This is a genomic window from Enterobacter cloacae complex sp. SHL009, assembly GCF_049237205.1.
Classification (GTDB): domain Bacteria; phylum Pseudomonadota; class Gammaproteobacteria; order Enterobacterales; family Enterobacteriaceae; genus Enterobacter; species Enterobacter cloacae_M.
Genome location: NZ_JBMKIW010000001.1, coordinates 438,407 through 460,494, shown reverse-complemented (window position 1 = coordinate 460,494; position 22,088 = coordinate 438,407). Strand labels below are relative to the sequence as shown.

30 protein-coding genes and 1 pseudogene are annotated in these 22,088 nt (G+C 47.1%); 11 read left to right on the top strand and 20 right to left on the bottom strand.

Annotated features, from left to right (window positions below; translation table 11 throughout):
- Window positions 1-11: 11 nt before the first annotated feature.
- The 4 genes from ACOTZC_RS02235 to ACOTZC_RS02220 all read right to left on the bottom strand — a co-directional run bounded on the left by ACOTZC_RS02235 (window position 12) and on the right by ACOTZC_RS02220 (window position 2,273).
- Window positions 12-446 carry a P27 family phage terminase small subunit gene (locus tag ACOTZC_RS02235; protein ID WP_042889871.1) on the bottom strand — a complete coding sequence of 145 codons (435 nt, stop codon included), beginning with the start codon at window positions 444-446 and terminating at the stop codon, window positions 12-14.
- A 137-nt stretch (window positions 447-583) separates the two neighbouring features.
- Window positions 584-946 (bottom strand): HNH endonuclease, encoded by a 363-nt coding sequence (locus ACOTZC_RS02230; RefSeq protein ID WP_252040510.1) that lies wholly within the window; start codon window positions 944-946, stop codon window positions 584-586.
- 543 nt (window positions 947-1,489) lie between these two features.
- The gene (locus tag ACOTZC_RS02225; RefSeq protein WP_252040512.1) at window positions 1,490-1,834 is read right to left on the bottom strand and encodes a hypothetical protein; all 345 of its coding nucleotides are present in this window, start codon (window positions 1,832-1,834) and stop codon (window positions 1,490-1,492) included.
- 304 nt (window positions 1,835-2,138) lie between these two features.
- A complete protein-coding gene (locus ACOTZC_RS02220) occupies window positions 2,139-2,273 on the bottom strand; it encodes a hypothetical protein (protein ID WP_286087426.1) in 135 nt (44 codons plus the stop codon).
- A gap of 115 nt (window positions 2,274-2,388) precedes the next feature.
- Between ACOTZC_RS02220 and ACOTZC_RS02215 the strand changes: the two genes are divergently transcribed.
- Window positions 2,389-2,811, top strand: coding sequence for a hypothetical protein (locus ACOTZC_RS02215; RefSeq protein WP_252040514.1), 423 nt, complete (start codon window positions 2,389-2,391; stop codon window positions 2,809-2,811).
- 348 nt (window positions 2,812-3,159) lie between these two features.
- Here ACOTZC_RS02215 and ACOTZC_RS02210 read toward each other — a convergent pair whose 3' ends face one another.
- Genes ACOTZC_RS02210 through ACOTZC_RS02200 form a run of 3 tightly spaced genes read right to left on the bottom strand, consistent with a single transcriptional unit; the run spans window position 3,160 to window position 4,456 of the window.
- Entirely contained in the window at window positions 3,160-3,567 is a 408-nt protein-coding gene (locus ACOTZC_RS02210) for a lysis protein (RefSeq protein ID WP_421635567.1), read from the bottom strand.
- Between the two features lie 50 nt (window positions 3,568-3,617).
- Window positions 3,618-4,154: a lysozyme gene (locus ACOTZC_RS02205; RefSeq protein ID WP_252040518.1), complete on the bottom strand. Its 537-nt coding sequence runs from the start codon at window positions 4,152-4,154 to the stop codon at window positions 3,618-3,620.
- The gene (locus ACOTZC_RS02200; RefSeq protein ID WP_146826719.1) at window positions 4,154-4,456 is read right to left on the bottom strand and encodes a hypothetical protein; all 303 of its coding nucleotides are present in this window, start codon (window positions 4,454-4,456) and stop codon (window positions 4,154-4,156) included. Before ACOTZC_RS02200 ends, ACOTZC_RS02205 begins: the two co-directional genes overlap by 1 nt.
- A gap of 308 nt (window positions 4,457-4,764) precedes the next feature.
- Between ACOTZC_RS02200 and ACOTZC_RS02195 the strand changes: the two genes are divergently transcribed.
- Genes ACOTZC_RS02195 through ACOTZC_RS02185 form a run of 3 tightly spaced genes read left to right on the top strand, consistent with a single transcriptional unit; the run spans window position 4,765 to window position 7,190 of the window.
- On the top strand, window positions 4,765-5,481 hold the full coding sequence (locus ACOTZC_RS02195; protein WP_252040520.1) for a hypothetical protein: 717 nt from the start codon (window positions 4,765-4,767) through the stop codon (window positions 5,479-5,481).
- On the top strand, window positions 5,478-6,086 hold the full coding sequence (locus ACOTZC_RS02190) for a hypothetical protein (RefSeq protein ID WP_252040521.1): 609 nt from the start codon (window positions 5,478-5,480) through the stop codon (window positions 6,084-6,086). Before ACOTZC_RS02195 ends, ACOTZC_RS02190 begins: the two co-directional genes overlap by 4 nt.
- Before the next feature lie 18 nt (window positions 6,087-6,104).
- Complete coding sequence (locus ACOTZC_RS02185; RefSeq protein ID WP_252040523.1) at window positions 6,105-7,190, top strand: MBL fold metallo-hydrolase; 1,086 nt, start codon at window positions 6,105-6,107, stop codon at window positions 7,188-7,190.
- 4 nt (window positions 7,191-7,194) lie between these two features.
- Here ACOTZC_RS02185 and ACOTZC_RS02180 read toward each other — a convergent pair whose 3' ends face one another.
- The 7 genes and pseudogenes from ACOTZC_RS02180 to ACOTZC_RS02150 form a co-directional block, all read right to left on the bottom strand.
- Window positions 7,195-7,551: an antiterminator Q family protein gene (locus tag ACOTZC_RS02180; protein WP_252040525.1), complete on the bottom strand. Its 357-nt coding sequence runs from the start codon at window positions 7,549-7,551 to the stop codon at window positions 7,195-7,197.
- Window positions 7,544-7,912, bottom strand: coding sequence for a RusA family crossover junction endodeoxyribonuclease (locus tag ACOTZC_RS02175; protein ID WP_252040527.1), 369 nt, complete (start codon window positions 7,910-7,912; stop codon window positions 7,544-7,546). Before ACOTZC_RS02175 ends, ACOTZC_RS02180 begins: the two co-directional genes overlap by 8 nt.
- A 1-nt stretch (window position 7,913) precedes the next feature.
- A pseudogene (gene dcm, locus ACOTZC_RS02170) lies at window positions 7,914-9,437 on the bottom strand (DNA (cytosine-5-)-methyltransferase); the annotation flags it as partial.
- Complete coding sequence (locus ACOTZC_RS02165; RefSeq protein WP_252040531.1) at window positions 9,430-9,726, bottom strand: Ref family recombination enhancement nuclease; 297 nt, start codon at window positions 9,724-9,726, stop codon at window positions 9,430-9,432. The gene ACOTZC_RS02165 and the pseudogene dcm, both read right to left, overlap by 8 nt.
- A 144-nt stretch (window positions 9,727-9,870) precedes the next feature.
- A complete protein-coding gene (locus ACOTZC_RS02160; protein ID WP_149366350.1) occupies window positions 9,871-10,089 on the bottom strand; it encodes a hypothetical protein in 219 nt (72 codons plus the stop codon).
- 173 nt (window positions 10,090-10,262) lie between these two features.
- Entirely contained in the window at window positions 10,263-10,586 is a 324-nt protein-coding gene (locus ACOTZC_RS02155; protein WP_248188485.1) for a hypothetical protein, read from the bottom strand.
- Window positions 10,587-10,835: 249 nt separating this feature from the next.
- The gene (locus ACOTZC_RS02150) at window positions 10,836-11,255 is read right to left on the bottom strand and encodes an Exc2 family lipoprotein (RefSeq protein ID WP_252040533.1); all 420 of its coding nucleotides are present in this window, start codon (window positions 11,253-11,255) and stop codon (window positions 10,836-10,838) included.
- Window positions 11,256-11,442: 187 nt separating this feature from the next.
- On the opposite strand from ACOTZC_RS02150, the gene ACOTZC_RS02145 reads away from it, so the two are divergent.
- Window positions 11,443-12,555 (top strand): colicin-like pore-forming protein, encoded by a 1,113-nt coding sequence (locus ACOTZC_RS02145; RefSeq protein ID WP_252040535.1) that lies wholly within the window; start codon window positions 11,443-11,445, stop codon window positions 12,553-12,555.
- A gap of 38 nt (window positions 12,556-12,593) precedes the next feature.
- Here ACOTZC_RS02145 and cui read toward each other — a convergent pair whose 3' ends face one another.
- From cui to ACOTZC_RS02115, 6 genes are all read right to left on the bottom strand, one after another.
- Window positions 12,594-13,136, bottom strand: coding sequence for a colicin immunity protein Cui (cui, locus tag ACOTZC_RS02140; RefSeq protein ID WP_174259733.1), 543 nt, complete (start codon window positions 13,134-13,136; stop codon window positions 12,594-12,596).
- 355 nt (window positions 13,137-13,491) lie between these two features.
- Entirely contained in the window at window positions 13,492-14,148 is a 657-nt protein-coding gene (locus ACOTZC_RS02135) for a DUF1627 domain-containing protein (protein WP_174259734.1), read from the bottom strand.
- Window positions 14,149-14,165: 17 nt separating this feature from the next.
- Window positions 14,166-14,906 carry an ATP-binding protein gene (locus tag ACOTZC_RS02130; RefSeq protein WP_248188483.1) on the bottom strand — a complete coding sequence of 247 codons (741 nt, stop codon included), beginning with the start codon at window positions 14,904-14,906 and terminating at the stop codon, window positions 14,166-14,168.
- 2 nt (window positions 14,907-14,908) lie between these two features.
- Window positions 14,909-15,826 (bottom strand): helix-turn-helix domain-containing protein, encoded by a 918-nt coding sequence (locus ACOTZC_RS02125; RefSeq protein WP_252040537.1) that lies wholly within the window; start codon window positions 15,824-15,826, stop codon window positions 14,909-14,911.
- A 22-nt stretch (window positions 15,827-15,848) separates the two neighbouring features.
- The gene (locus tag ACOTZC_RS02120) at window positions 15,849-16,301 is read right to left on the bottom strand and encodes a hypothetical protein (protein WP_248188480.1); all 453 of its coding nucleotides are present in this window, start codon (window positions 16,299-16,301) and stop codon (window positions 15,849-15,851) included.
- Complete coding sequence (locus ACOTZC_RS02115) at window positions 16,301-16,513, bottom strand: Cro/CI family transcriptional regulator (protein ID WP_047749228.1); 213 nt, start codon at window positions 16,511-16,513, stop codon at window positions 16,301-16,303. The genes ACOTZC_RS02120 and ACOTZC_RS02115 overlap by 1 nt, the downstream gene beginning before the upstream one ends.
- A gap of 77 nt (window positions 16,514-16,590) precedes the next feature.
- On the opposite strand from ACOTZC_RS02115, the gene ACOTZC_RS02110 reads away from it, so the two are divergent.
- The 6 genes from ACOTZC_RS02110 (at window position 16,591) to ACOTZC_RS02085 (ending at window position 22,051) form a co-directional block, all read left to right on the top strand.
- Window positions 16,591-17,010, top strand: a complete 420-nt coding sequence (locus tag ACOTZC_RS02110; RefSeq protein WP_047749229.1) for a helix-turn-helix domain-containing protein — start codon at window positions 16,591-16,593, stop codon at window positions 17,008-17,010.
- Between the two features lie 852 nt (window positions 17,011-17,862).
- Window positions 17,863-18,135, top strand: coding sequence for a hypothetical protein (locus tag ACOTZC_RS02105; protein ID WP_063430333.1), 273 nt, complete (start codon window positions 17,863-17,865; stop codon window positions 18,133-18,135).
- 222 nt (window positions 18,136-18,357) lie between these two features.
- A complete protein-coding gene (locus ACOTZC_RS02100; RefSeq protein WP_252040539.1) occupies window positions 18,358-20,262 on the top strand; it encodes an exodeoxyribonuclease VIII in 1,905 nt (634 codons plus the stop codon).
- On the top strand, window positions 20,249-20,488 hold the full coding sequence (locus ACOTZC_RS02095) for a DUF4060 family protein (RefSeq protein WP_059364144.1): 240 nt from the start codon (window positions 20,249-20,251) through the stop codon (window positions 20,486-20,488). Before ACOTZC_RS02100 ends, ACOTZC_RS02095 begins: the two co-directional genes overlap by 14 nt.
- A gap of 61 nt (window positions 20,489-20,549) precedes the next feature.
- A complete protein-coding gene (gene xisR / locus ACOTZC_RS02090) occupies window positions 20,550-20,765 on the top strand; it encodes an excisionase family protein (RefSeq protein WP_023343778.1) in 216 nt (71 codons plus the stop codon).
- On the top strand, window positions 20,765-22,051 hold the full coding sequence (locus ACOTZC_RS02085) for a site-specific integrase (RefSeq protein ID WP_219324261.1): 1,287 nt from the start codon (window positions 20,765-20,767) through the stop codon (window positions 22,049-22,051). Before xisR ends, ACOTZC_RS02085 begins: the two co-directional genes overlap by 1 nt.
- Window positions 22,052-22,088 lie beyond the last annotated feature (37 nt).

The following is a 22,088-nucleotide window of genomic DNA, read 5'->3' as shown; positions in this document are numbered from 1 at the left end:
GATCGCCCCAATCAAAATTCGTCAAATTCGTTTTCGGCTTTACTCCCGGCGAGTGGCGGTCGTTTTACCATCCGGCTGTTTGGGTCAAGCTTCAGAACAACGCTCAGGCGGATTAACTGTGAGATATATTTGTCACGGGCCTTTACTGCCGCGCCCATTTTCTGCCCACCCGCAGCTGTCTCATCGCCGAGACCATCATTTTTGATTTCCTGGTTGGCATCGAACAGGAGCTGTACGGTGTTGCAGTACTCCATCAGCAGATAGCAGTCCTCCATTTCGAACGTGCCACGGTCGATAAGGATTCGGCATGTCCGACGCCAGGCATCGACAGCCATATCGCCGAGTAACTCATCCGGAGGGGTGACGGCACGAGTAACAGAACTAACCTGTGATCCAGTGTTTCCAGATTTCCTTCCCCCACCGGGTGATCGCATTCCTGTTCCCATACTTAACACCTGAAAAAATGCAGCAAAAAAAAGTTTTTATTTCACACGCGCAAAAAACTACCGGGAGCGGCAGTCCTTAAAAGCGAAAGGGGTTTGGGATTTTATCCCCCCCTCCCCATGCGCTGAGCGACCGAGTTTCACCTGAGACGTTCTCTTGCGGTCTTGGCTCTGTGGCATGGCCAGCATAATGCTTCCAGATTGAAATCATCATCCGTTCCGCCGTGAGCCTTAGCGAGGATATGGTCGACGGTACTCGCACGTCTTGCTATGCCAACGCGTCGGCACGCTTGGCAGATGTGTTTATCTCGCTGGAGAATACGTGCACGCCTGACTTCCCAGGGACGCCCGTATCCACGTTCGTGTCGGCTTTTGCCGTTCTGATAGTTGCGCCATCCTTCACCGGCATGCTGCTGCCGATGTTCATCGCAAAAGCCGCTTGAATCATTTGTCAGAGCAGCACAACCTTTGTGCCTGCATGGCCTTTTGATACGTGGGGGCATACCTAACGACCAACCTTATGTTTGAGTTTGTTCATATATAGCGATTCCAGAGAGACTCGCTTTCTCGTTGGTGGGGATAATTGCTGAGTTATCAGCAGTAAGGGGTAAGACATAATCACAAGTAGAAAGGAAGCAAAGGTTGCTGTCAGAACCTCATGAACAGCGAGAGCCTAGGCGGACGCCGCACCGTAGCAGGCCGAATTGCCGGAAAGGACCCAATATGATAATGAATATCATTTGCACAAAATCGAGCGCACAAGTATCCATTTGGACGTCCAAACGTTCAAGCCTCATCGATTGACTGACTAGATAGCGCCTCCCGCCCTAAATCATTTGCGGAGAGCATCGCCCTTTGCGTCATTCAGTGCCTGTTGCAGGTCAACAGTTGATGTTGCCTGAGCAGCTATCTCAGTCTGAAGGGATATGAACAGATCGCTTTCGCGTACAGGATATTTGCTTGGTTATCCTCGGTAAGGGATATTGCCATTACGATGGTCCTCACCATTGTGAGGACAATAAAAAACCGCCCGAAGGCGGCTAAATTTAAGGTTCTTCTCTTCGCTTTATGTCAGCTTCGATTTCCCTGTCGCTTCGATCTCTTTCACGCTGAGCTTCTTCAGGATCAAAATCAGGTAGCGATTCCCAACCATCATCAGAACCATCTTCATCTTCGAAGAACCAAAGTGGTATTTCAATTCGATCGCCAACTTCCCAATGCTTTTCATCCAAGACTTCTTTTGATGTCTCTTCGGGAACGTTGAAGTAGTATGAATAAACCATATCGCCAGAATTGCCAGTATCCTCTTGGATCAGATCTTCATCAATTCCCGACTCTTCCAGTTGTTCATCTGTAAGGTCCAAGAATTTAGCTAACTTAGACTGAGTCATGCGTTCTCTCCTGTGTAGTTGAGAGACTAGCTAAACACACCATAAATTACATGTAAACATCTGTTTTTACTGACCATGACGTCAATCCAACTTCAATATCTAAGCCCAAACCAAAGCTGTAGGTCTTTACGATATCGTTCATCCACGTCTTTACCTTTGTTGCGTTAAAAGCCCCGCTATTGCGAGGCTCTGGTTTCTTTCTGGCAGTTCGCCTGCCACGCTTTGTTATGCGCCAGGATGTCTTTCTTCGTCTGGCGGTCCATCACATCAAAATCGAGATCAGTCAGGTAGATTGTTTACCCTGTCACACCATCCCCTCTATCGTTACTGTACCCAGCATAACGAAACCGTTCACCAGCTCAGGTTGACGTCGTGACATCTTGCCCGTGAAGGTTTCACCTGTTTGGGTGGTTAGCGTGATTTGGTAGATGTCGGACATTGATAGCCTCTTTATCCGCTTCGCCCAATAAATTCAAAAAATTAGTCTGTTACGGTTAAATTATCTAATGATCTTGCCGATATCTCTGTTAATCCCACTTTAAAAGGAAAAACTGATGTTAGGACTTTATGGCGGAGCAACAGGTTTAGTTATCGAATTAGCAGTTAAGAAAGCTATTGAAGCCTTTAGTAAAAAATCAACTGATGTCGCGCAGACCACGGCGCAACTATCAGATGAAGCAAGAAAGGCAGAGCTTCAATCTTTAGTTTTCCAGTCTCAGGCAAAAGTCCAACAAGAGCTTGCTATCGCAAGAAGAATTCTCGCAGCTGAAGAAGTTGAAATCGAAGAGTTCTATGATGGTTCTGCCTCGGCAGAAATAGGCGCTAAAGCATCAACAGAGAAAGTTTCTTTTGGACTTAATGGCGAGGGACGGAAAATCACCAAGCGCATCATTAAATTCAAGGGCTTCAATAACCAGATTGAACACACATTACAGGAAATCGATAGTAGTACGGTTGAAATCTTGGACCCGCAGTAGCAATAAAAATTTGGTAATAATGCCCAACATTGCCATTACAATGAACATTACCAGGTAATGGCAATAAAAAACCGCCCGGAGGCGGCTATGTTCATGTTGACCAGATGACCTCAACTCCTGACTTAGCGAAAGACGCTAAATCAGCATTAACACGACACATAAATTCCTCATTATCTTTAGGCACTGATATGAATCCGCGTTGCTTGTCTGTCCACATTGTGTTGCCAATCTCCCTGACTTGAAACGTCAAGTTTCCGCTATGGTGGCAAATCATTCGCGCATAAATCTTAGTCATCAAAATCACCTCAGTATTTACCGATTTTTTTATCGACAAAAAGAAGGATAACTTTAATTTAAGCACTGCTGCCGGATGTAGTCCTGCAGGTAGTTAACCTGTTTGGTCACTGTTTCAATTCGTTCTCTGAGGGTGAAATAATCCCGTTCAGCGGAGTCAGTAAGTTGGGGGCCGGAAGCATCGCCCAGGCCGCCGGTGCTGGTCGCTCCGTTCGCGGGACAGTTTGCGTTGAGCTGCAGGCGCTTACGGCCAGCAATGACATCGCTATGCAGACGCTCAATGGTTTCTTTCGCATCGGACAATTCCTTCGTGTATTTGGCATCCAGTGCAGCGACATCACGCTGGCGGGACTGCATGTCTTTAATGGTGGCGTTCGCCAGGCTGAGCTGTTCAGTTGCTTTATCGCGCTGGTCTTTGAAGGTAATGGCGTTGTCGCGGTAGTGGTTAATCGCCAAGGCCATCGAAGCCAGAAGGCAGGTAACTACAGCGCAGATGATTGCTGTTAACCTAATCACTGGTCTATCCCCCAGCATGCTAGCGCGCTTTCCTGATCCCGTCGCTCAACCTGACCATAGCAGCCATTCTTCTGGCCTTTGGTCAGGCGGCAATCACGCCCACCGTCTTTAATCCACCAGCGGATAGATTCACAAGCCCCTTTCCGGTCACCAGCATTGATGCGCTTATAGAAAGTGGAAGGGAAACATTTTCCCGGTCCGATGTTATAGGGGCAAAAGGAAGCAATCCCAGCCTTCTGTGGAGCACTTAGGGGAACGTGAATATTACGTTCAACCCACGCAAGCGCCTTATCCCGTTCGATGGCGCTTACCTGGTCGCATTTCGCTTGAGTCAGCGTCATGCCCTGCACAACCGGTTTACCATCAACCATCGTGGCACCACGGCAAATCGTCCAGATGCCTCCACCGTCTTTGTATGCAGTGAGGCTATTCCCCTCTTTCTCATTCAGGAACTGATCGAGAATGACGGATGCCGGAGCACCAGCTAGTAACAGTCCCAGAACAGCAGCACTCAATTTTGCTCTGGTTCCCATCAGTCACCTTCCTTTTGTAATGCCTCAACGACCACGCTTGCCGCTGCGGGACGTTCGTGAAGAGATTTGTCACCAACGCCTTTCAGGTAGTCATTGACCATTTTTGTTCGCTTCTCATCCTCTTTACGCATGCGGTGTGCATCTACACGCCCGTTGATGTAGGAGGCAAGCGAGATAAGCAAACCAGCAGCACCAAAGAACATGAACACCAGATCCTGAGTGGTAAATCCAATGGCAGAAGCCAGAGCCGCCACCCACGCGAAGAACTGCGTGAAGATGTTCCCTGAATCGTTCATTTTCATCGTCTCTCACCTCGCTGTGTGCGGGTGCTGTGTGAGGGGAAATAAAAAAGGCCGCCCTAAGGCAGCCTTAAAAGACAACTCCCGCCAAATTGGCAGGGTTTCGATGATTAAGTTGTGTGACGAAGCAACTACTCTTAACAGGTTACGATAGTTTTTGCGTACGCGTTAGCTTTTTGCTATGTTTCATCCAGCCTATAGGGATAAAAATCAATAGGCAAAACTTATCAATGGGGTTGTTTTGTTAAAACAATCGTGCGGTAGCTATGCCTTAAGGAAACTGGGCGTCCATTTCGCGGACAAATGTATTTATGACTTTTAAGCTTATCAAACATACAATTAACGTTGTATGGATCTCAAATATAATTACTCCTTTATTATTTTCGCCAGAATGGTTTAAAAGGTATGAGTTATTAAGAGAAGAGGATCTTTCTAATTGTGCGACTACATTCGATGGAGATTCTATTACTACTGATTATGGTTGGGTGGAAATAAACTGCACACCTACTAAAGCAGTTTTTCAACTTACCAAGACAGGCTTAGAAAGCGCCTTAGCGGACTTAACCTCTTCTATTTTCTCTATGTTTCCACATGCAGAAACTCAAGCTGTGGGTATTAACACTCTCTTCGATTATCATTTTAGTGATGAGGAAAAATGGAATAAACTTGGAGATACATTAGTTCCTAAAACCCCTTGGATTGAAACTAACAACTCCAAAATATTACAGGAAAATCCAGAATATTATTATGGTATGAGGACTCTCATCGTAGCGATTCAAAACAAAAATAAAAGCGAAGATTCAATCTTTAATGAAACTATAAATGTCACCTACGCACCATACAGAAGCAGTAATCCTAAAACTCTAGGTTTGAACGTTCAATACAATCATGATTTGGTTGTAGAAGACCGTAAGGACGCAGTTGATTTTACTCAAACTTTGCCAGAAGCAATTCAACGGCATATCGCTGAAGCAGTTAAAAACGATATGGTAAGCCACGAACAAATGTTCAATCGGATTCTATCATGAGCACATTAACAGGTTTAAAGGATGTTCAAAACCCTAGCGATACAATTAATGTTACTAAAAAAGAAGGAAACATAGAAAAGATTGTAAAAAGCCTCAATATAAATAACGAACCTATACATAAAACTATACTTGGTAATTTTTCTCAAACGTTAGAAAAAGCTAAAATTGACAATAATTTTTCATCAAGTGGTTTTACCTACTCAACCAGCATTGCTGAAATAACAATTTCACAACCTAAATCCTCTGACAGAAAAAGAAACTCAGCGAGCAGTGATTTTTATAGAAAGTTAAAAGCCAGAGCGAAAGAAAAAATAACTTTTCTAGATAAAGCATTAGATGCTTACGGTGTAATAGACGAAATCACATCGTGTAAAAATCATAAGGAGCTTCATGCTCGAATTTACGACATTAGCTCTCATGAAATTATCGATGAAATAAGCTTTTCATCGGATGAATTTAGTAAAAGCGATCAAAAAAGATTAGTCGAGAGCGCAATTTTCTATTGGTATGTTGGGGTTGAAAGAACTTTGCTGGGTCAGGAGAAAAGAGTTTCCGAATTCAGACTTAGACGCGTCTTTGGTCATAACTCCCTGAAAAACATATAAAAAACATGGTGAATGTAGGTGTCCACGGTTCAACAGTTTGCATGTGAAACAGTTATTTTTGGAAAAGGGATAGGTGAATCTATAGCAGTTCGCCTTGGTTTAGAAGAATGGATGATAATTGACTCATGTTTGAATGATGATAATAAACCGGCCGCTCTGGATTATTTAATCTCCCGCAAGATTGATCCCAAACAAGTAAAATTAATAATTATTAGCCATTTTCACGACGATCATATAAAAGGCATCTACGATATTATCCAACAATGCCCAGAATCTAAAGTCGTTATAAGCGCAGCTTTAAATACCCAAGAGTTTCGAAGCTATATTGCGGCATTGAGTGCAAATGGCGAAGAGATGGCCAAAACAAAAGAGATAAATAAGGTAATGTCTCTTTTTCCAAATTTACATGATAATGATCGATTAGTACACGCCAAAAAGGATTGCACTCTCTACCGAAGTCGTGCCAGTGTACAAGTACACTCCCTATCACCAAGTGATGTCGATATTACCAATTCGAATCTAGATTTTGCTAACTCGACAAAAATTTCATCAAACTTTAGTGAAATTGCGACTTCCGCGAGGCTAGTTAATCCGAATCATTATTGTGTAGTAACTAGGGTTTTTTCCCCTACATCCAGCGATAATGAGATTCTATTGGGTGCTGATCTTGAAGTTAGTAAAAATTCTGGCTGGGATTCTGTTTGTAATGCAATTAGCAGACCTGAACCAAACTTAGCTGGCCTATTCAAATTACCTCATCATGGTTCTAAAACTGGTTATCACGAAGATACATGGAATAAATTAATTAAGAAAGGCCCAATCTCAGTTATGACGACCTACGATAAATCAGCACTTCCACGACAGGATATGATTGATCTCTATAAGTCTAAGTCGTCCGCATTATATTGCACATCAATGCCTAAATGTAACGATAATCAAGATAAAACATCTTCAAAAACTTCCGATGCGTTGAAAATCCTTACAAAAATGAAGAGTTCAGTATCTTTTTCCAACCGGAACAACAAATTTGGGATAGTTGCTATAAACAATTGTCTAACTCCAGCGCCAAATGTTGAAGTTAAATTTGCAGCTGTAGCTTTATAGGGGCTTACGCCCCTTTTTCATTAAGCAAACAATATACGCCTTCAATGAAGCCAAGAGCTTCTTGCAACTCCTTTCTGATGGTACCGTCAGAACATTTCCTTTTTTTCCCGAAAGTGCGAAGAGAAACGCCAAATACAAAATGAGCAATAATTAATTCGTACCTTTCCTTTTTAAAACTCTTTAAACGGCTAACACAACCATCAATCAAGATCCCTTCATCATCATCACATTGCAGGCGTGATTTCTTACCGTGCGGCAGTAGACCTTTAAAACCAGCAGCTATTGGTTGCCAGTCGACTCCACTGCTATCAGCTGCAGCCCATGCTCCCCAGCGGTCCATTACCTCGTACATATCACGCATTTTTGTCTCCAATATCCTCGATAATTATCATTCCGGTTTTGCCCCATATTTTTGATGTCCAGGCGTCCCAAATGTGGGAATCATCCTCAAACAAGGCGTCCAAAAGAGATTTTGTTAAGTTGTCCAGATCGGGCTTTTGCTGATGGGGTTGGCCGTCCATAGCTGTGCGCTTCTTCTTGCTCCAGCTCTTCGGCATTGGCAAAACGAAAGTGATATGAGCTCCATTCTCAGGCACCTGGATTCCATGAAGACGGACTTCATCGCAAAACAGGCGATAGCGCATCACCGGCGGCCGCTGTTTCCATTTATCGCGGCGAGTCATGCGGGGTTTTCCGACTGGGGTGATGATGTATTTAGGCACGCAGCGCCTCCTGTATGCGGGAGCCAATCCAGCGCATAACCGGTACCGCCATTGAATTTCCGATCGCTTTATAGCGCGGGCCATCAGCGGCCTGGCGGTAAGCCTGTTCTGCAGTTAGTTCTGGGCGGTGGTGGCGCAGGTAGGCGTATTCTTCAGCTGTGAGCTGCTTACGTTTTTGTGTGGGGATCAGGGTATGGTTATCTGGGAAGCCCTGCAGGCGTTCGCACTCGACAGGAGTCAGGCGGCGAACAGCCATATTTTGCATGATTGCAGGAGCCTGATTGCTCCCGCTATTGGCGCTGGTAAGCGTAGGTGCCTGTTCGCAGGCATAACCAATTCCATGGGCTTTTGCGCCCTGCCCGCCTTTGAATGCGTAAGTGACTGCGGGAGGAGACCCAGCATTTTGGTTTCCATGTACGCTGTTGCCGGCGCGAAGTGTTGGTGAAATTTCGCTGGAGGCATCGTGTCCACTATCCTTAGAGCTGAACGCGATAACCGCATTTTCCTGACCATGATTACGCCCCAGCGTATGGGCCATGTTTTTCAGTATGTCGGGGTCCTGAGTTCCGTGCACCGACATAACCGCCAAATCGGTTGCGTCTTTATGGTCCCGGGCTTTGCAGGTTGATCCCGTTCCATCATTCACGTATTCGCCAAACGCCCTCATGCGAAAAGCTCCTACGGGGATGTAATGTCCAGCTGCGGCCCCTTCCGGTCTCCCACCCGCGCCGCCAGTAAATGAATGAGCGGCAATAGTGCCAACTACTGCCTGAAGATGGCCGGCTTGTGCCTGATTGTCGTCTGCGCCACATGTTCCAACGCCTCGCGCAGTAAGGGCGGCAACGATTTCCGTCGTTTCTCTGCGCGGCGGAGAATTCCGGCGCAGGCCTTCGGACTCAAAAAGAATTTTTGCGGGATCGATATCCCCTCGAGCTGTTGCGACAACAAACACACGTCTGCGTCGTTGGGCCACTCCGAAAAATTGAGCGTCGAGCACTCGCCAGGCAATAGCTCTTTCTGGTCCCAGCACATAACCAGCGTTTGCCCATCGCTTCCCTGGTGATTCCAGCGCGCAGCTTTCGCCGGCAAGCCCTGCAAGAAAACATCCGAAAGCGTTATCTTTGCTGCTGAATACACCGGGGACGTTTTCCCAGACGACGATGACGGGAGGTTTTCCCTGTTCTCTGCGCTTTCCATCGATTGCATTAACCAGCTCCACAAAAGCCAAAGTTAACTGGCCGCGTTCGTCAGCCAGCCCATTACGTAAACCCGCAACGCTGAACGCCTGGCAAGGGGTTCCCCCCACCAGCAGATCGGGCGCTTCAATGTTTCCGGCACGAATTGCCGCGGCGATTTTTGTCATATCACCGAGATTGATGACGTCCTGCCAGCGGTACGCCAGAACAGCAGAGGGGAATTTTTCTATCTCAGCGAACCATGCTGGCTGCCAGCCCAGGCAGTGCCATGCGACGCTGGCGGCCTCGATGCCGCTGCACACTGAGCCATAACTGACAGGCTTATTCATCGGTAGGCTCTCCCAGCAAATAGAGAACCTGCACCAGCAGCTCAGCTTCTGTGCCGTGCTTCATTTCCCAAGCGCGGCGGCCAGCATGAATCGCAACAACATATCCGCCGTTGCGATGGTGCATATGGCACAGAGGAATTGATTTCCGATGGTCAGCGCGCTGGCTTGCGCCCTGCCCAGTTCGGATGTGGTGGATTTCCGCAGGCGTTTCGCACAGGCTCTGATTTCTGCACACGATGCAGCCCAGTGCGGCCACACACGAAAGATGGAGGCTATCTGCTTTCTTCATGCTGGACCACCAGCATAAGCAGAAACACCGCACATAGACGGGCGGTGAGAGTTGTTTAGGGTAATGCTCTGCGCCATTTTGATTCCTCAGGTTGGCGCAGTAATCAGTGGGTGTTCAGCCCGTTTGATTATTATAAATCAACACCTACTGCTTGAGAACCTTAAGTGCTTCTGGCAGGGAGTTCAAATTGATAATCCGATCTTCATCGTCCAGAATCTGGGCTGAAAGCCCGCCTCCTTCCCGGCGAATCAGTGTGCGCAATGCCTTGCTGGTAACCAGGTAGTCTGTTATTTCACCATCAGTAAGACATAAAACAAGCATTCCGTCTTTGGTGAGACCGGCAGCAAATTCATTCAATTTCATGGGCAATTCCCTAAAAATGGATTTCCCCTTGCGGGGCGGTCCTTTTCTCCCTGTGAACTGATTTCATTTAGGTTTCCGCTAACCAGATGTCTAATAGGTTAGAAAGATCAATTAACCATAATTGACCTGTCTAACCGATCTGCTTTCAAAACACAGTACTCAGGTCCGGCTTTTTAAATCACAGGCCGATCATCGGTATCTGTCACTCGATTCAGAAAGTACGTCACAACTCCCATTATGGTCGCATCATCAAGGGAATCACCCTCAATAGCCTCCCCATCCTGAGTTATTAATGCCCTCCCCTGAACTTTTGCGAAATCCAGACTACCGCAGAACGCAATTAAGATGGTGTCACCTTTCTTCGGCTCTCTGGCAATGTTTATTATCACGTATCCAGCTGATGTTTCGATGGTTCGGCAGTTGTCGTCATTACCGTAAAGGTTGGTAATAGTGAGAATCTGCTCAGCGAGGTCTAATGCTGGTGATTGATATCCCATGATAACCCCCTTAGCACTTAACTGTATATTTATACAGTATCACTAAAAAAATGAGGGTCAAGAATTTGGGTCAAAAAAACCCGCACGCGCGGGTAAGTGGTTAATAAAAAAGCACTAAACGCCATTCTCTAACTTAAGAGGAACCATACAAAATCATCTCTAACTAAAATTTTGCGTTAATGAACTACAACCAGGTGTGTTCGTGAATGTAATGCAGAAACTAGTACCGAAATGTTCTGTTATTACTACTCACATTCTTCCTTCATAGCCATCAATGTAAGCTTCAGAGATAGCGTCGCTCATGGCTTTACGCTGTTTAGCAGACCATGATTTATTATCGACATAACGAGTGCCCGCGAAAATTGTTTCACTCTGAATGGAGTTCAGAAATGACTCGCTACGAAAATTATCTGCACGCTTGTTAGCGTCCTCTACAGACATGCCTGATGAGCGGTCTTTTGCTCCCAGATCATGAAAAGTTTTAAAGAATGGCACCGCCATCTTAATACTGTCGGCTTTTATAACGCGTACATTCGGGTCAAACCCGTCATCTGCGGCATATACATACTGGCGTGCATGGCGTTCTGCACTTGTTTGAGGGGTGCATGCGCTGCTCATCAAGGATGATGTTAACAATGCACACACTAATACTCCGGTAGATTTATTCATGGAGATCTCCATTCCAGTAAAAAACATTCCCATCAGTAGCTTATCAGGATTTTTCACTCACAGTCATACCCCAAAATCTGTCATTGACACGGTCAAAACAGCGGCGTAGGATTCGAATCACTGTATATATACCCAGTTGTTTGTATGCAGTTTTATCTAACTTTTAATCGTCAAAGAGGAATTAACTATGAGTGGTAATGGTGGCGACAACGCACACAACAATGCGTTCAGTGGTGGCAAAAATCCTGGCATCGGTAACTCTGGTTCTGGCAGTAATTCCGGTACATCGGGGAATGGTGGGAATGGTGGCCGTACACAGAATATTAATGGATTTTCTGTGGATCCAAACAACAGTGCACAGGTGAATGCTGCTAACAGAGGTGATGCGGCTGGAGTATTTTCTGCCGGTGGTGCAATTGCTATCAGTTCCGGAGTAGGCAGTCATTCAGGTAATGGTTCTGGTGGTAATGGTGGTAACTCAGGTTCACAGTCTGGTAGTAATAACTCCCAGAATCAAAATGGAAATAACACTACGAGTGCTCCATCTACCTGGGATAGGACGGCAAAGTATTATGGCTCCAATGATACAGTTTCCCGAAAAGCGCTTAAGAACTTATATGAGCAAGCAGTGCGGGATGGAAGTATACCCAAAGCAGCCCGGGGTAATTTGCGCGAAAATGTCCAGAAGATGCTCGATGAAGATAATCAAATTGAAGCATTACAAAAAGCCAGCGAAATTATTGCTGACATGGGGGAAAAAGTTGGTAGTTTCTTGGGTCAAAAATACAAGGATGTGTCAAGGGAAATCGCGGGTAACATTAAAAACTTCCAAGGTAAAACAATTCGTAACTACAATGATGCAATGGCCTCTCTGAATAAGATTATTTCTAATCCGGGGATGAAAATTAATCAAGGTGATACAACTGCGATTGTTAACGCCTGGAAAAGCCTGAATGCGAGTGACATGGCAAACAAACTCGGCAATCTAAGCAAAGCATTTAAGACTGCAGATCTGGTGATCAAAGTCGAAAAAATCCGAGAGAAAAGCATCCAAGGCTATGAAACAGGAAACTGGGGTCCATTGATGCTTGAGGTTGAGTCCTGGGTTATTAGTGGTATTGCTGTCGGTGTAGCAATGGGAATCTTTGGCGCCCTGGCGTCTTTTGTTGCGATAACCGTCGGGCTACCAATTACTGCATTAACAATTGCAGGAATTATCGGTATTAGTTACCTGGCTTCATTCATTGACGATAAAATCGTTGATAAAATCAACAATGAAATAATCAGACCAGCTCATTGATCTAAAATGGGGCAGAGATGTTATCTGCCCCTTAACCATCACAGGTGCTTAATTTTTAATTTTAATACCAAGAAAACTGCATAAGCATAGCTGATGTAATAGCAGGTGAGGATATAACACAAATATAATACGCTAATGAAAAAAACAGTAAGAAGATAATCGTTCCCTGATAAAAACCTCAACAATCTTCCTGATTCAGTTAGCTCCACATTCGACACCAACAAATAACAAACAATTGCAATATAAAAAACGGTGAATAGTATAAAAGCCAAAATACCTTTTGTGAAAGAAAAATTGGTTTTTAAAGTTAATTTCCTCCGTGCAATCAAGAAAAACAAAACACCTAACAAAGGAGCGATTTTAACATAAAAACTCATAACACTACTTAATGCTGGGTTATTGGCTGAAATCAACTCAGGAACTTTACCAGATAACGCATATAAATAAGTTAGAGAATCGCTCCCTTGGTTGTTAGCATATGATAAAAAAATCACAATCAAAGGTATAACCCCGACAAGAAAAATATAATACATCCTTCTTACAGCAATATTTGTCATATTCATTGATTCATCTTGCTTCATATACATATCACCTACCCTGTGTTTGGAACTTGTCCCTCTGAGTTTAGTCAGTGGATTGAATAATGAAATAATTATATTGCAGATTTGCTTGACGATCCATTTTGTAGGTGTTGTTGACCTTTTTCATGCATAAGAGCAAATAATACAATTAGAACGTTAAGTTTTTTCCACAAGCTTACGCCAGTTATCTTCAAGCTCTCTTCGTGCCTCCCTCTCCCCTCCTGGAGGAAAAGAGAATCCAACTCGCCATTTTGAACAACCGTTAGAGCACCTAATTTCTGCGGACCCCCAATTCATTCCCCGGCTGCGAACCCTCAGTGCAGGAGACATGCCACATACAGGGCATTTTGGTAATTCAGTCATTCCCCAACCCCTGCAGCAGATGTTTGTAGCGGCGCAGCTCGCGAACGGCACCCTGAAGACGCTGCAGGTTCGCCAGCTTCGCTTTCGTGCGGCGGATTTCAGTCGAGATATAACGCGATGACGGAATAATCAGATCATCCGGACGGCTGGCGAAAGCCGGGATATCCCCAATAATTTCCTCCAGGGTTTTGCTTTCCGTAGCCGATGCGGCCTTGGCTTCCGATGCTACGGGCTCCTGCTGCTCTGACTGTATTACCGGTTCCCCCGCCAGGCTCCAGGTGATGTTTTTCCCGTCCACATGGCGCAGGACCAGACCGTCCTTGCACATGGCACCCAGCGATGCATTCAGGGCTCGCGAACCTTTACCCAGCTTTTCTGCGACCTGATTAGCGGTCATGGCTCCTTGGCCCTGCATTGCTGACAGCACCCTTTCCACCAGCGGCGATGGCTGCTTGAGTCGGATACGCTTCGGCTTATGCTCTTTCGCGGTACCCACCGACCATGATCCATCGAAGAAATCGCACAATCCCTCTTCCTTCTGCTCGCGAAGCATTTTCAGTGCCTCTACGGGCTCTATATCCAGGCGGGCTGCTACATCGAGGTAGGTTGCTTTACCCATTGCTTTCAGTGCGTCGATTACTGATTCCATAATTTTCTCCTCAAAATTTACTTAACAGGTCTCAGGTGGCTAACGTTTCCGCGATAGCTCTCCCAGTCAAAATTCACCCAAATGCCGTTATCCATGCGCAGGCGATCGATAACCCTTGCCCCCAGGGTCTCTACCAGCGCGTCGTAATTCAGGTTGGTCAGAACGCCAACCGGGCGCATTGCGGCCAGGCGGCGATCGATAATCTGGTTCAATAAAACTTTCTCGCCGCGGCTGTCGCGCTGAATGCCTACTTCGTCGAGCACCAGCAGATCCACTTTGCAGAGGTCATCCAGCAGCGCAGCTTCAGAACGCTCTTCGTCATAACAGGCCCTGGCGCGCAGGGTCAGGTCCGGCACGGTAACAATCAGAACCGTTCGCCCCTGTTTCAGCAGATAATTTCCGATCGCCGCTGAGAGGTGGTTTTTCCCCGTGCCGGGCTTTCCGGTGAAAACGAAGCTCGCAAAGCCGGTTCCAAAATTTTGCGCATAACTCTTTGCCATACTCAGGGCATGGCGCTGTCCATCGCCGTTCACCATGTAATTCGCGAAACTGCAGCTGCGGTGCAGGTTCTGGATCCCGGATCGCCCGAAAATTTTCTCTGCTCGTGCCTGCTGGTTGAGTTTGTCCACCTCAGCCGCACGTTTCTGCCCTTCCTCACGCTGCCAGGCCATCAGTTCTGCAGCGTTCTTGAATTTGGGTTCTACGCCTTGCGGAATTACGCGGCGAAGGCGATCGAGAATGGAACCTGCGTTTTGCATGCTTACCCCCTGAATCCTGGCGGAACGGTGTTATCTGGACGGGAGATCTGATTGATATCCCGTCCACCAGCCTGGTAATGCCCTGTGCCCGGTGCCGACAGGCGGATAATCAGGTCATCCCATTTTTCGCGGAGTTTGGCCGGGCATTTCACCTGGCGAACCCAAAACGTATCGCTCTGAACGCGCTTGAACATTTCACAAATTTGCTTGTGGCTACGGCCATCAAGGGTGCGCATCAGACGAACATCATTCGCCCAGACCGTCCAGTTCGGCTCTTTCGGACGAACGATCTCGCCGTCAAAGGTTGCGGCCTCCTCGTAGAGTTTCAGCACGCGTTTCCAAATCCATTGCGCACAGGTCAAATCTTCCTGGCTACCCCACTGGCGTTTAGCAGGACTACAAACCACTGCTTCTGGGTGACGATTTAAAAATTCTGCTTTTGAAATCTTCCCGTCGGACTGCGAAGCATCCGGACTAGAATTATTTTCTGGTTCTTTGACTGGTTCAGAAGAGTGACTGATTCTGGGTGAATATCCTTCACTATCCCCTGGTGAATGTTCTGCACCATCTGGTGAATTTCCTGCACCAGCCCCTGGTGAATTTGCTTCACCATCATGGTGAATCTCCTGCACTACCCTCACACTGGTATTTGCACCGCTCAGGGTTAGTCGGTAGAAATTGCTGCCATTGCCTTTCGGCCCCGATCTGGTCTCTTTTCGCATCAGTCCAGACTCGCAAAGCGCGGCAACATGATTCATGACGGAACGACGACTGATCTCACACTGATCAGCGATATGCTGATAGCTCGGCCAGCATTCGCCCTGGTCACTTGCGTTATCGGCCAGCTTAAGCAGGACCAGCTTACGAAGCGGGTTTCCTACCTTGACCTTCATCGCCTGAACCATCAGTTCCATGCTCATAGAACACCTCGATACAGCTGAACTAGACTACGTTTGAACAAGTAGAAACCAACTTCACTTTGACGCCGACCAGCTGCGCCAGCGCGTCGATTGCTTCCAGAGTCTCGCGGCGGATTACCGGTTGCGGTTTCCCAGTGAATACCGCGTTGGTGGCTTCGATACACTCTTTGTTAACCCTGGCAGCCCGGTAGAGCATGCAGTCTTTCTGCTCCAGTTCGTTATCAATGGCGGTGCGGATGGCATAGCTCAGGGCTTCGGCCTGTTTCAGGTAGTTAGGCGTATCGTTGCGGAATGCACGCTGGATAATCTGCTTGTTGTTGTGCAGTCGGCGCGCGTACTCGTCTGAGTCCGTCACGTTATCCAGTGGCTGAAGCAGATCGCCAAAGTGATGCGGGGTTATCAGCTGTGTAACCGTCTTCCAGCCCTTTTCCTGAGCCCAGGACTCCAGCTCACATGCTAGTTTTTTGATTTCCATCAGTCAGACTCCTTTGAATCTTTTGGGTTATCTTTGTGCTCATACAAAACTGAGTCGTACTTCAATGCACCACCCGTTATCTTTTCCAGTCGCGCGGCTCGTCGTTCAGGGACCAACTCCCCCCATTCACTGACAGAGGATCGAGCAATGTTGAGAGCTCTCGCCACATTGGCTTTTTTCCCAAAGTGTTTTATTACATCTTCGGTTTTCATTGGGTTCTCCTTGGTAAGTTTTCCTAACTTTATATGTTAAGGAAACGAGAGTCAATGCGCGTTAGGATTTCCGAACTATGAAAACGATCGGTCAGCGTATAAAAGAGCGACGCTCTGCCTTGAAATATACCCAGCGCAGCCTAGGTAAACAGGCTGGGGTTGCCCATGTCACAATCTCTCAGTGGGAACGTGATGAAACCTCACCGAGAGGCGATAACCTATTCAAACTAGCTGCAGCACTGAACGTAGAGCCGGGCTGGATTATTAAGGGTGATGAGGGGTATGAACCACCACCAGCCGAATCCTACAGATTGTTATCCCCACAGCAGCATCAGCTTCTAGAGCTCTTCGACAAGCTTCCTAATGCAGAGAAAGAACAACACATCATCAATTTGCGGGATAAGGTCAAGGACTATGATGAAACGTTCAATGACCTCATAAAAACCAAAAGCAAAGAAGAAATCCTGCAGATCCTCAAAAACCTCGACATCAAATAATTTTCACACTCATAGGCCGCTCCAACAGCGGCCTTTTTGCGTTTTCCGCCCCCTCCTGTTAGGTTTTGCTAAATTTATACTTGACGATTTGTTAGGTTTAAATAACAATCAGCGTTATCAAAACTTAACAGCAGTAATCAGTAAACGTTCCGCCTACCCGGCGATAAGGGTGATTAGCCAAGCAAAGCAGCAAACAGGGGTTCGAGATGGAAAAAGCATACGAAGAGTATTTCAACAGTCTGGCGGAGGGTGAAGAAGCACTGAGCTATTCCGAGTTCGTACAGGCAGTTTCTTGAATGTGGCGTAAGCCAAAGGCTTGAAGGCGGTTTTCTCAGGTTGCGCGCTAAAGCATAGCGGGGAGAACCTGGGGCGGAGAGCAAACCCCGCGATGCAGGACTTGAAATAACTGCACAGACCAATAAGCCGCATAGCAGCGTAACTGCCCTTTACATCTGCTCTGGCGAGGTGGCGCCGCCGAACCAGGGCAGATGAATCGTCCACAACATGTAAGCGCATTCCTCTTTTCACTGATGGGGATCGGTTTGTTAACTGGCGGAATGCGCTTCCAGTTGTGGGCAATCGAAATTGTAGATGGCTGTTAATAACCTTATAGGGGATTCATTATGACAGACTTTAATCGTCAACCATCGCGGCAACAGGCAGTCCGACTTAACTGGTTTGAAATAAAACTTCGAAAACTTTGTTATTTGCTTGCTCAAAAAGGCAACCCTGAACTCTGAAGGTTAATAGCGTCGATAAAACGCAATAACCTGACTGTCATTTAATTATACACGATTAAAAACCATGCCTTAAACGGCAGGGATTCTCTCAACCTAAAACAAGGTGTCTGAAATGAAATTAGAAGTAACAACCATTGAAATGGGTCTGGCAATAGTAAACAAAGAAATTGCGACATTTAATATTAACGGGATTATTTCAGGCGTGGTTCATTTGCCATCCTCTGGCCCTGTTACCGTTGTGCTTGATGGTGGCTATGTGTTGGGCGAGTTTCATTGTCCAGTATGCGCTGTTAAGCACATTAGCTTGCTGTCTGTGAAGTTCGCCGAAGCACAGAACGCCTGCGGTATGTCCTATTACGATCACAAACGCCAACTACTTAACTGATATGGATGACATCATTTGTCATTGCGCTGTTTGCTGCCGCGAATATAAAAAATCGGAAATGCACGAAAGGAAAACAAACATATATCCATTTAAGCGCACGATTTACTTATGTGAGCAATGCAATGAAAAAAGAGAGAGGCGTGACGCGTTAAAAACTGTAAAACGCGTTATTCGTAAACCATACCGCTAAACATCACCCCCCAAAAGATTTAAGAGGTAATTATGTCTATTGAATTAAAAACTTTCGGCGGTGCTTATTTCCCGAAGGATAAAGCATTAAAAAAACATTCGGATTTAAAACCGCTTGCCACAGCTGTTAATGCGGTCACAAAAACCATTGCTGAAGCCGTTATTTTCGGCAAGCTGGCAGCAGAACATCCAGAACACATTGATGATTTCTTCAAAGTAAAGATCTGGGAACACCGCGAAGGTTTACCGTGCCCTGAGCTTGATGTGTTCTCACCTGATTTTTTCGACACAGTGGCTATCTGGAATGTGAATGCAGGCGAACCAGCTGCGGCACCACAGCCTGAATCTGAAGAAAGGACGGAGTGGAAGAACAATAAGGTACAGGAAGAAATTAAAATCGTTGCGCAGCTCGACCAGGCATTCCGGGCAGCTTGTCTGGCACTGTTCGGCCCGGTCCCTGGAATCACTTCAGCGCAGTACGGCCAGATCGTCGATCTGAAGAATGATGATGAACCCAGCTTTGCCCGCGAGCTGGCCGAAGCACTATCCAAAGAAACACGATCGCTGGCCCTGGCACCGGAACGGCAGGAGCAATTACTCGCCTGGGTACGTGAGAACACAAAGGAATCTGCACAGTGGCCGGACATTAAAAAGCAGATCACTAAATGGATCGATACGCCGATTGATAAGCGACCTCAGCCTGCTAGCACTAACACCGAAGAAAACCGCACGGACACTGACTCCACTCTGGGCGGAGGAAACAAGACAGACCGTAGCCCGGATCTGGCACACAACCTGTCTACGCTGAAGATCGAGGTTGCTGTTGCGATTCTGGGCATGTACGACGAGATCGATATTTACGGGATCCCGAATAGATTATTTATTCCGGCGAAAGCCATGGCCGAAGCAGAACAGGACCCCCGCTTTACTGCATGGTGGAAAAAACTGCGCGGCACCCCCGGTATTCTGGATTATTCCCGGGCAGCCATCATCGCCTTGATTAAATCGGCTCCGGAAGAACTCTGGATAGATCCTGTCGCGCTGCGCGAGTACATCAATCGCGAGTTGGTTGAATTTGACCACGCGCACCCAGATCAGAAAACGGTTGATGCGGCTTGCCGCCCAAAATCCCGCGCCACCTCTGAGGTAAACGAAAATGATAAAGCCAAACCGCCTGTACTTGGCGAAACTCAGCCACCAGCAGTTTGCCCTGCCAAAGCTGCGCAGCTCGACAAAGAACTCAATGAGGCATTCGCTCAGAGCTCAGCGCCAGTGCAGGAGCCCACGGACCAGCCGAAAGTTGAGAACCTGGGCGGAGGCGTCTTTTCTGTCGATGCACTGATAAATACCGCCCCCTCAAATGAAGTCGAAAAACAGGAAGTGCCACCAGCGCTAAGTGTTCGCGAGATTGAAATCGCCCATGCATTACACGAGCTGATGTCCGGGCGCACAAACATCGGTGACCAGGATGATATCGAAAATCTCATCACCACCACAGGTAAAGACATCAAGCATATTTTCCCGTTGCTGATTGCAGATATCACCACGACTGAACTCTGTCTGTCGCCTGATTTCAGTGATGAAGAAGTACAGGACGTTGCTACTACGATTCTTGAGCAGTGGTCTGACGATATCAGCGTTCGTCAGAAAATAGCGCTTGATGCGATCGTGGAATACCGCCGCCCGGCACCACCAAAATCTGTCGTGCTCGATCCGCCGGCAGTTACTGCAAAGCCGGATGCCGAGCCCGAACCGGTGGCTGAAACAAACGCGCCGCTTTCATTGATTACCTACCAGCAACAGCTGACCATTGCAGCGTTGCAGGGGTTATGTTCCAACCCGGCATATTGCAATCAGTATGAGGAATTACCGGCTATGGCCGCCGGGCTTGCCCGCAGCGTGATCAACCATCAGGAAGGTCTCAGTGCGTCTGATTAACCGTAGCAAGGGAGACAGCATCGGCGGGCCAGCATGCGCCGCCGCGCTCAAATGCCATTTTGAGAAATATGGCGAGCATGGTCGCAGCGACAAACAGACGTTTTACACCATCAGGATCCAGGGGAGAAAAATTACGGTTGAGGTTGTAAACCGCCCACGTAGTTACGTGGCCACGGCAATGACCCGGGCCCGACATCTGCAATGTCTCCCAGGGCTTGGCCGGTGATTTTTGGCAATCAATATACTATCTGCCGCTACGGTATCGTGGCGGTGTCATGGAGTTAAGCATGGCGCAAATCATTTTTGATGAAGAGTGGATGGTGGCGGGAAGGCTGACTGAGAAAACGGGGCTGGATGACAGGCAAATAAAAGCTTATCGCCTCGGAAGCTGGATTGAAGGGGTTCATTTTAAGCGAGTACCCGCGGTACCCGGTGGAGAAAGCAAACGCGCTTTGGTCTGGTACAACTTTCCGCTGATTAATAGATTTATTCAGGAAGCATGATGAACTTTCCAACCGGCGTTGAACTTCATAACGGAAAAATCAGAATCACGTTTACCTATCGCGGCATTCGCTGCCGCGAAGTTCTCCGTGGCTGGGTGGTTAACAGCAGCAACATCAAGAAGGCGGGAAACCTTCGCGCCGTCATCGTGAGTGAGATCCAGTTCGGCCAGTTCGACTACGCGGCGCGGTTCCCTGAATCAAAGGCTCTTAAAAAATTCTCATCAATAAAGCGGATCACGACATTTAAAGAGCTGAGCGATTTTTTCATTGATACAAAGGCACTGGAGGTCTCGGGGGCTACGCTGCATTCACTCACATCTGCCGTTAACACACTGAAACGTGTTGTGGGAGAAAATACTCCCCTGGCTGATATTCAGCACGCCGATATTCTGAATTACCGCAAAGAGCTACTGACCGGCAGCGTATTAAACCCTTCAATGCCTAACCTGGTTAAAAAGGGACGCGCGCCCTCAACAGTCAATAAACAGATGGCGGTTTTATCAGAAATGCTGAAGCTTGCGAATCGAAGTCAGTTTATATTACACGCTCCTTATGAGGGCGTATCCCGGCTCAAGCTATCTAAGGCAGACCCCGATCCGCTTCTACTTCATGAGTACCAGGCACTGATTGCCGCCCTTCCCCGAAAACTGGCTTTGATCATCATTGTAGCCGTCCACACGGGAATGAGGCCCGGCGAGATTTGTGCCCTGGCGTGGGAGGATATCGATCTGAGAAAAGGTGAAATTCACGTATCAAGAAGCCTGACGAACAAGCGGGTGTTTGTGCCGCCGAAAACAGATGCTGGTATACGAACGATCACCCTGCTTAAGCCTGCACATGATGCGCTGCTGGAGCAGTTCGAAATCACAGGCAATAACCCAAGGCAGCAGATCATTTTCCATCACCGGGAAATCGGCAAAACAGAGCCACAAAATCTGCGGTTTGTGTTTTCCCCTGAAAAGAAATCTTCAGTGAATGAGAGCTTTTTTTCCAAAAACTCGATTTCGTATGGATGGAAACGGGGCACTAAACTTTCGGGAATACGTGAGAGAAATCCTTATCAGTCCCGACACACATACGCCTGCTGGACGCTTATGGCCGGTGCTAACCCTTCCTTTATCGCCAGCCAGATGGGCCATGAGGATGCGCGCATGGTGTATGAGGTTTATTCGAAGTGGATCGGCGATATGAACCAGGACCAGGTCAACATGCTGAACAACCAGATGCCGACAGCTGTGCCCCCAGGACGCCCCCAAGGTATTGGGAGTATTAAAAAAGTCATTTAATTTCATGACGCTGGTTTCAAACTCCATAATCAGCGTT